We start from the raw sequence: 7839 nt of genomic DNA, 5'->3' as shown, positions 1-7839 counted from the left end.
GTCATGTCATGGTTTCCGGGCGCTTGAAGAAAGTAGAACAGTCAGCGAACCTTGCCGCATCCGGGCGAGAGCGGCAACCATCATGGTGAATCAATCATGATTGATCGGCTTTGTGCATGAACTAAATTGAAACGGCTCCCGATCATGATATGGAACGGAAAAAGGCGGTCAAAGAGCCGCCGTGGGAGAGTTTTATGGGGCTTGTGCTCGATACCGTCGGCAAGCTGATTGCGGGCTACCTGCAAAAGGAAGTCCCCGGCTATGAGCCGTTCACGCCGAGCGATCCGGAACATCTGCGCGGCATCATCCAGCCCGGCGATGTCCTGCTGGTGGAAGGCAACAACCGGATTTCCGGCATCATCAAGTATCTCACGCAGTCGACCTGGTCGCATGCCGCGCTCTATGTCGGTCCGATCGACGGCGCGTCCGAGCCGGACGGCGAGCCGCATGTCCTGATCGAGGCCAATGTCGGCGAGGGCGTGGCCTCGTCGCCGCTGTCGAAATATTTTCCCTATCACACGCGGTTGAGCCGCCCGGTCGGCCTGTCGTTCGAGGACCGCGACACGGTGTGCCGCTACGCCATCAACCGGATCGGTTTCGGCTACGATACCAAGAACATCGTCGACCTGATGCGCTTTCTGTTTCCGCTGCCGGTGCCGCAGCGCTGGCGGCGGCGGATGATCGCGCTCGGTTCCGGAGATCCCACCAAGATGATCTGCTCGGCGCTGATCGCGCAGGCGTTCGACGCCGTGCGCTATCCGATCCTGCCCAAGATCACCCGCGCCGCCAGCCGAAAGGCCCGGCGCGAGATCCTGCATATCCGGGATTCCTCGCTCTACATGCCGCGCGATTTCGACATCTCGCCCTATTTCGAAATCGTCAAACCCACCATCGTGCACGGCTTCGACTACACCGCGCTGCACTGGGCCGACAAGCAAAAGCCGCTCCAGGAGGTAGCGGGCGAATTCGGTGTGTTTCGGGAGATCGAGTCGCCGTCGCTTGTTCCTGAGGAGATTGACCAAGAGACGCAGGTTCGGGCTGCGGCTGCGGAAGTGACCTCGGCCGAATCCGCCTCGACGCTGGTCGAGCGCATCAAGATCACCGAGCATTTCCTTGCCGTCGAATATGTCCCGGTGCGACCACCGGAGCGCCGCTCCCGCAGGCGCGAGAACGCGGCGTAGCAACTGGTGGTTAAGGCTCAGGCGGCCCTGGCCGCCGTCGCGCACGGCAATCCGGCGCGGGCAAGCCCGCCATACAGCGACTCATTCGGCATTTCCGAACGCAGGATCGCGCGCACCGCGACCAGTTTTTGCAGATCGATGCCGGTGGCAAATCCCTTGCTCTCGCAGAGAAACACCAGGTCTTCGAACACCACATTGCCGGTGGCCCCGGGCGCGAACGGACAGCCGCCGAGACCGCCCAGCGAGCCGTCGAGAACGCGCGCGCCCGCATCGAGCGCGGCCGAGGCGTTGGCGATGCCCATCCCCCTGGTGTCGTGCAGGTGAACACAGACCGGCTTCGATCCGGCGATCCTGACCACCTCCCTGGTCAACTCGCCGACCTGCTTCGGCCCGGCATAGCCGACCGTGTCGGCGATCGCGACCATATCGACGCCGGCCTCATAGCATTTCTCCGCCAGCCGGATCACTTCATCTGGATCAACCGGTCCAACGATCGAACAGCCCAGCGCCATCGAGATCGCGGCATTGACGAGCGGCCTGTGCGCGCTGGCGTCGCGCAGCTCGCAGAGGCGCTTGATGTTGGCAATGGCCGAATCGCGCGAGCGATTGGCATTGGCCTGGCTGTGTTCTTCGGTGGCCGAGACCACCGAAGCGACTTCAGCGACGCCCGAGGCGAGCGCCTCGTCGACGCCGCGCTCGTTCAGCGCCAGCGCGACGCCATGCGCGCCCGGCAGCGCGGCGACGGTCCGGATAATATCGCGGACGTCGGCGAATTGCGGGAAGGTTTTGGCGGGCAGGAACGAGCCGACCTCGAAATGCCGGACGCCGGCGGCGTATTCGTCGCGGATCCAGCGCTGCTTGGCCGTGGTCGATGGAAAGGCCTTCACGAGCTGCAGGCCGTCGCGCAGGCCCACTTCGCGCAGGACCAGCCTGTTGTCGGGATAGACGTCTTGAACGCGGGTCATGCGAGCCTCACGCGGCGTTGCCGGTTGAAGAAAATTTCGGTCGGTCGAGTTCGGCGCGGACCTCCGCGGTGTCGGCGCCAAGCACCGGAACTTGCAACCCTTCGCCGATATTGCCGCCGTTCCATTCTACCGGCAATGCCGGGACACGGAACGGTTTGCCGTCGGCATTGAAATTGTTGACGAGCCCGCCGGGCCGCAGCACATGCGGATCGCACAGGAGATCCTCGGGCCGATTGATCGGCGAGAAGCAGATGTTGAGCGCGTCGAGTCTCGCGGAAAGATCCGCGGCATTCCAGCGCCTGATCTCTTCGGCCACGCGCGGAATGATTCGCGCCCGCGCCAGGATTCGGTCGGTGGTGTCGCGCAGCGTCGGATCGTCGGCAAATTCCTTCAGCCCGAACTCGCGGCAAAAGCTCTGCCAATGGCCTTCGGTGACCACGCCGATGAAAATGCGATCGCCTTCGGCGGTGTCGAAAATGTCATAGATCGGCCAGGCATGCTCGCGCTCGGGCATCGAGCGCGGCTTCCTGCCGGTCATTTCATACTCGACCATGTGCTGCGCGACCAGGAACAGGCAGTTCTCGAACAGGCCAATGCGGATGTTGGCGCCGTCCTTGCTGCCGCCGCGCTTCTGATAGAGCGCAGCCAGGATCGAAATCGCCCCGAACATGCCGCCCATGATGTCGTTGGCGGAAGAACCGACCCGCTGCGGACGCTCCCGCGTGCCGGTCATGGCGGCGAGCCCCGACATCATCTGCACGACCTCGTCGAGCGCCGGGCGATGCTCGTACGGACCGGACAGAAAACCCTTGTGACCGGCGACAATCAGATGCGGATGCTTGCGGCGCAGCGCTTCGGCGCCAAGCCCCTGCCTGTCGAGCTGGCCGTCGCGGAAATTTTCCAGAAACACGTCGGCGCCGGCGAGCAGCCGATCCATGGTCTCGCGGTCCTCGGGCCTGGCGAAGTCGAGCACCACGCTGCGCTTGCCGCGGTTGAACAGCGGGAAGAACGAGATCCCCATGCCGCCCAGGCTGCGGGTCTTGTCGCCGGCGGGCGGCTCCACCTTGATGACCTCGGCCCCCAACTGCGCCAGGATCATGCCGCAGGTCGGCCCCATCACCATGTGGGTCATCTCGACGACCCTTACGCCGTCAAGCGGCAGTCCGGTCCCGCTCATCGTTTTCTCCCTTACGCGTTCGGTCCTTGGCAGACCAGACTAGGCCGTCGAGCGCCCGCTGGAAAACATAATCTGCCGAGCGGCCTCATCACCGTTGCATGACGCCAATGCATGGCGGCCGCCGGCCCGGCGGGCGTGGCGCCGCGAGCCGCTCGACACCCGACGGAACGCGCCCGGGCTCTTGCCGAAGACGCGGCGCATGTCTACCTGTCGCGAGGGCTTTTCCTGAGAGGCAGACCCGCCATGCTGGACGCCGCCGTCAAGGCGCTTTCGCAAATCCTGTCACCGGCGATGCGCACCATCCTGTGGCGATCGATCGGCCTTGCGCTGGTTTTGATCACGGCACTGGCGATCGGATTGCAGCGGCTGTTGAGCTGGTTCGCGGTCTATGGCGAAGACTGGGGCGAAGCCATGCTCGGCCCCGGCTTCCACACGCCGCTCAATATTCTCGCCTGGATCGTCTCGATCGCTGCCGGCCTCGGCGTTGTGCTTGGCGGCATCTTCCTGATGCCAGCGATCACCTCGCTGGTGGCCAGCGTATTCGTCGACGACGTCGCCGACCAAGTCGAGCGCGAGCATTATCCGGCGGAGCGTCCCGGCACCGCGCTCCCGTTCGGCCTCGCCATCACCGAGGGCATCAAGACCGCGTTGCTGACGATTCTGGTCTACCTGATCGCGCTGCCGTTCGTGTTCGTGGCCGGCGCGGGCTTCGTTGCGTTCTTCATCGCAACCGCCTGGTTGCTCGGCCGGGAATATTTCGAACTCGCAGCGATGCGGTTTCGCCCGCCGGCCGAAGCCAAGGCAATGCGCAAGGACAACGCCGCCATCGTGTTCACCGCGGGGCTGATGATCGCAGCGTTCGTGTCGATCCCGATTGTCAATCTGGCGACGCCGCTGTTCGGCATGGCCTTGATGGTCCACATGCACAAGCGATTGAGTGGCCCGCGGCCCGAACTGATCGAGCCGACGCGGAAGACAAGCGTACCGGCGGCGTGACCCCTTCTCCCTCGCCCCGCACTTGCGGGGAGATGAAGGTTAGATAGTCTTTTCCGGCCAGCGGCAGAGATCGTTGATCAGGCACAGCGCGCAGCGCGGCTTGCGGGCGAGGCAGGTGTAGCGACCGTGCAGGATCAGCCAGTGATGGGCGTGCAGCATGAACTCGGATGGAATCACCTTCTCCAGTCCGAGTTCGACCTCGAGCGGCGTAGTGCCGGGCGCCAGCCCGGTGCGGTTGCCGACGCGAAACACATGGGTGTCGACCGCCATGGTGTGTTCGCCGAAGGCCATGTTGAGCACGACGTTCGCGGTCTTGCGCCCGGCGCCCGGTAACGTCTCGATTTCGGCGCGGCTGCGCGGCACCTCGCCGCCGAATTCGGCGATCAGCTTTTCTGACAGCGCGATGACGTTTTTGGCCTTGTTGCGGTAGAGCCCGATGGTCTTGATGGTATCGCGCAGCCTTTCCTCGCCAAGCGCCAGCATCTTTTGCGGCGTATCGGCCACCATGAACAGCGCGCGCGTCGCCCGGTTGACGCCGGCATCGGTCGCCTGCGCCGACAGCACCACGGCGACCAGCAGCGTGTAGGGGTTGAGATGCTCCAGCTCGCCCTTCGGCTCGGGATTGGCGTTGCGGAACCGGCTGAACGCCTCATGCACCTCGGCGGCGGTCCAGGGCTTTGCCTTCGGCGACTTTTTTGCCGTGCGTCCGGGCAGAGATTTGGCGGCGGCTTTCTTCACCGGTTTCTTCGGCGCAGGTCGGACGGAAGGTTTCCTGGCACGTAACGGGCGGATGATTTTGGCCATGATCCCGGTATACTGACAGGCAATGACCGCAAGCAACGACTTTGATTCCGCGTGCGAACAGACAAAACTGTTCCAGGCGTTGCTGACGCCGCACCGCTCGCTCAACCGCACCGGATTTGTGGTGCTGATGTCGTTGCTCAGTGCGGTCAGCTTCGCCGCCGGCGTCGTGTTCTGGATCATGGGCGCCTGGCCGGTGTTCGGCTTTTTCAGCCTCGACGTGCTGGTGATCTATTGGGCGTTCCGGATCAATTTCCGCCGCGCCGCGGCCTGCGAGGAAATTACGGTGACGCCGTCGGAATTGCGTGTACGCCGGGTCAGCCACCGCGGTCACGTGGTGGAATGGGTGCTCAATCCGCTATGGGTGCGGCTCGACCAGAAGACCGATGCCGAATTCGGCATCGAGCGGCTCTATCTGGTCTCCAAAGGCCGTCACGTCTCGATCGGCCGCTTTCTGGGACCGGATGAAAAAGCCAGCTTTGCCAAAGCCTTGCTCGCCGCGCTGCAGGCCGCCCGGCGTGGCCCGCGCTACAATCCCATCAGTTAGCTGGCAATCGGAAATCGGGTGGCTTGCGCGCTGAACACGGCCTACCTTGAGCCTCATGATGACCCTCGCCATAAACGACCAGCGCCTGGCCAAGCCGGGCCCCCTGAATGCCGCGCTGCGCGACTATGATTCGGTGCGGCGCGCCATCGCCTTCATCTCGGCGAACTGGCGCGCGCAGCCGACCATCGAGGCGATGGCAGACGCCGCCGCGGTGACGCCGGATGAATTGCACCACTTATTCCGCCGCTGGGCGGGGCTGACGCCAAAGGCCTTCATGCAGGCGCTGACGCTCGATCACGCCAAAAGCCTGCTGCGGGATTCCGCCAGCGTGCTCGACGCCGCCCTCGACTCCGGATTGTCGGGCCCGGGGAGGTTGCACGATTTGTTCGTCACCCATGAGGCGATGTCGCCGGGCGAATGGAAGAACGGCGGCGCCGGCATGGCCTTGCGCTACGGCTTTCATCCCTCGCCATTCGGCGCCGCGATCGTGATCGCCAGCGGCCGCGGCCTGGCCGGCCTCGCCTTCGCCGATCCCGGCGAGGAGTCCGCCGCCTTTGCCGACATGAAGCGGCGCTGGCCGAACGCCAGCTATGTCGAGGATCGCGATGGCACCGCGGATCTCGCGCAACGCATCTTCGACACCAGACTGTGGCGTCCGGACCAGCCGCTGCGCGTGGTCCTGATCGGCACCGATTTCGAGGTGCGGGTGTGGGAGACGCTGCTCAAGATTCCGATGGGCCGCGCGGTCTGCTATTCGGATATCGCCAGCAACATCAACAGCCCGAAGGCATCGCGCGCCGTCGGCGCGGCGGTCGGACGCAATCCGGTGTCGTTCGTGGTGCCCTGCCATCGCGCGCTCGGCAAGAGCGGGGCGCTGACCGGCTATCACTGGGGCATCACCCGCAAACAGGCGATGCTGGGCTGGGAGGCAGGACAGGTGGGAATCCACTAACGGTCCAGCCGCTTCCAGAACAAGGCGGTGTCGCACAATCTCCCGTCCGGAAACATCGCGTAGTCTGGGATAATTCCGACCTGGGTCCAGCCCGACCGCCGATAAAGCCGGTAGCCGTTCTCGCCGGGAACGGTATCGAGCACCAGCAGCCGGCGGCCGAGCCGCCTCGCTTCCGCTTCCACCCGCGCCATCAAATCAGTACCGATGCCGCGTCCGCGCGCGGCGCGATGTACCAGCATTTTCTTCAGGTCGGCGCGATGCGGCTGGTTGGGCGGCGTGTCCAGCCCGAGTTGCACCGTGCCGACGATCCGGCCGTCCAGCCGGGCGGCGAGCAGCACGGTGTCGCCTGCCGCGACCGAGTTCGCGACCTTGCGGAAGAACGCAAGTGCCTGCTCATGCGGGAACGGCGACATGAAACTGACGCTGGCGCCGCCTTCGACGCAATCGACCAGCACCGACGCGAGCTGATCGAGCGCCGCGTCCGGAACCGGCGCGGTGAGAACAGAGATTTCGACGCCGGCACTCACGCCGCGAGGTCGAGCTTCGAGGCCACCGTGGAATCGGCATTGAGCCAGTAGATCACCGGAGCGCCGGTCGCGAGCTCGCGTTTGAGGATTTGTTCCGGCGTCAGCTTCTCCAGCACCATGATCAGCGCGCGCAGCGAATTGCCGTGGGCTGCGACCAGCGTGCGCTCGCCGCGCAGCACGCAGGGCAGGATCTCCTGGACGTAATAGGGCAGCGTGCGCGCCAGCGTATCCTTCAGGCTTTCGCCGCCGGGCGGCGGCACGTCGTAGGAACGCCGCCAGGTCAGCACCTGCTCCTCGCCCCATTTCTTGCGGGCATCGTCCTTGTTCAGGCCCGACAACTCGCCGTAATCGCGCTCATTGAGCGCAAGATGCTTTCTTGTCGGCAGCCCGCTCTGGCCGATCTCGGCCAGCGCCAGATCGAGCGTGTGCTGGGCGCGCTTCAGCACCGAGGTGAAGGCGATGTCGAACGACAGCCCCTGCGCCTTCAGCTTGCGGCCGGCCTCTTTGGCTTCCGCGATGCCCTGCTCGGTCAGGTCAGGGTCCTTCCAGCCGGTGAAGAGATTTTTCAGGTTCCATTCGCTCTGGCCGTGACGCACGAGCACGAGAAGACGGTCGCTCATTCCCTTGATTTCCGTTTCGTTTCGAGAAGCCGCAAATTCTTTATCGTTCGAGCATGATCTCCGCGCCAACGCG

The 7839-nt window shown here is 64.5% G+C and carries 9 protein-coding genes; 4 read left to right on the top strand and 5 right to left on the bottom strand.

The features are described 5' to 3' along the window. Positions 1 to 194: 194 nt before the first annotated feature. Complete coding sequence (locus WCE35_RS17815) at positions 195 to 1181, top strand: YiiX/YebB-like N1pC/P60 family cysteine hydrolase (RefSeq protein ID WP_424594647.1); 987 nt, start codon at positions 195 to 197, stop codon at positions 1179 to 1181. A 17-nt stretch (positions 1182 to 1198) separates the two neighbouring features. On the opposite strand, the gene WCE35_RS17810 is transcribed toward WCE35_RS17815, so the two are convergent. Next, positions 1199 to 2146: a hydroxymethylglutaryl-CoA lyase gene (locus WCE35_RS17810; RefSeq protein ID WP_424594646.1), complete on the bottom strand. Its 948-nt coding sequence runs from the start codon at positions 2144 to 2146 to the stop codon at positions 1199 to 1201. Positions 2147 to 2153: 7 nt separating this feature from the next. Continuing rightward, positions 2154 to 3323 (bottom strand): CaiB/BaiF CoA transferase family protein, encoded by a 1170-nt coding sequence (locus WCE35_RS17805; protein WP_424594645.1) that lies wholly within the window; start codon positions 3321 to 3323, stop codon positions 2154 to 2156. Positions 3324 to 3566: 243 nt separating this feature from the next. Here WCE35_RS17805 and WCE35_RS17800 point away from each other — a divergent pair, with 243 nt between their 5' ends. After that, on the top strand, positions 3567 to 4319 hold the full coding sequence (locus tag WCE35_RS17800; protein ID WP_424594644.1) for a sulfate transporter family protein: 753 nt from the start codon (positions 3567 to 3569) through the stop codon (positions 4317 to 4319). Between the two features lie 39 nt (positions 4320 to 4358). Here the strand turns inward: WCE35_RS17800 and nth are convergent, their stop codons facing one another. Then, on the bottom strand, positions 4359 to 5123 hold the full coding sequence (gene nth / locus WCE35_RS17795) for an endonuclease III (protein ID WP_424594643.1): 765 nt from the start codon (positions 5121 to 5123) through the stop codon (positions 4359 to 4361). A gap of 22 nt (positions 5124 to 5145) precedes the next feature. On the opposite strand from nth, the gene WCE35_RS17790 reads away from it, so the two are divergent. Both WCE35_RS17790 and WCE35_RS17785 read left to right on the top strand, forming a co-directional pair. Further along, entirely contained in the window at positions 5146 to 5667 is a 522-nt protein-coding gene (locus WCE35_RS17790; RefSeq protein ID WP_424594642.1) for a DUF2244 domain-containing protein, read from the top strand. 55 nt (positions 5668 to 5722) lie between these two features. Beyond that, the gene (locus tag WCE35_RS17785; protein ID WP_424594641.1) at positions 5723 to 6619 is read left to right on the top strand and encodes a methylated-DNA--[protein]-cysteine S-methyltransferase; all 897 of its coding nucleotides are present in this window, start codon (positions 5723 to 5725) and stop codon (positions 6617 to 6619) included. Here the strand turns inward: WCE35_RS17785 and WCE35_RS17780 are convergent. Together WCE35_RS17780 and WCE35_RS17775 are read right to left on the bottom strand one after the other, a co-directional pair. Beyond that, positions 6616 to 7146: an N-acetyltransferase family protein gene (locus tag WCE35_RS17780; protein ID WP_424594640.1), complete on the bottom strand. Its 531-nt coding sequence runs from the start codon at positions 7144 to 7146 to the stop codon at positions 6616 to 6618. The two genes, WCE35_RS17785 and WCE35_RS17780, sit on opposite strands and share 4 nt — an antisense overlap. After that, positions 7143 to 7766 (bottom strand): 2,3-bisphosphoglycerate-dependent phosphoglycerate mutase, encoded by a 624-nt coding sequence (locus tag WCE35_RS17775; protein ID WP_424594639.1) that lies wholly within the window; start codon positions 7764 to 7766, stop codon positions 7143 to 7145. The genes WCE35_RS17780 and WCE35_RS17775 overlap by 4 nt, the downstream gene beginning before the upstream one ends. Positions 7767 to 7839: the final 73 nt, after the last annotated feature.

This window comes from Bradyrhizobium sp. (assembly GCF_049691595.1).
Classification (GTDB): Bacteria; Pseudomonadota; Alphaproteobacteria; order Rhizobiales; family Xanthobacteraceae; genus Bradyrhizobium.
The sequence above is the reverse complement of the archived record's forward strand: the minus strand, read 5'-3'. Positions and strand labels throughout refer to the sequence as shown.

Excerpts from the sequence above, each read along its gene's own strand:
- nth (WP_424594643.1), bottom strand. The coding sequence starts at position 5,123 with ATGGCCAAAATCATCCGCCCGTTACGTGCCAGGAAACCTTCCGTCCGA.
- WCE35_RS17800 (WP_424594644.1), top strand. The coding sequence starts at position 3,567 with ATGCTGGACGCCGCCGTCAAGGCGCTTTCGCAAATCCTGTCACCGGCG.
- WCE35_RS17785 (WP_424594641.1), top strand. The coding sequence starts at position 5,723 with ATGATGACCCTCGCCATAAACGACCAGCGCCTGGCCAAGCCGGGCCCC.
- WCE35_RS17790 (WP_424594642.1), top strand. The coding sequence starts at position 5,146 with ATGACCGCAAGCAACGACTTTGATTCCGCGTGCGAACAGACAAAACTG.
- WCE35_RS17805 (WP_424594645.1), bottom strand. The coding sequence starts at position 3,323 with ATGAGCGGGACCGGACTGCCGCTTGACGGCGTAAGGGTCGTCGAGATG.
- WCE35_RS17810 (WP_424594646.1), bottom strand. The coding sequence starts at position 2,146 with ATGACCCGCGTTCAAGACGTCTATCCCGACAACAGGCTGGTCCTGCGC.
- WCE35_RS17775 (WP_424594639.1), bottom strand. The coding sequence starts at position 7,766 with ATGAGCGACCGTCTTCTCGTGCTCGTGCGTCACGGCCAGAGCGAATGG.
- WCE35_RS17815 (WP_424594647.1), top strand. The coding sequence starts at position 195 with ATGGGGCTTGTGCTCGATACCGTCGGCAAGCTGATTGCGGGCTACCTG.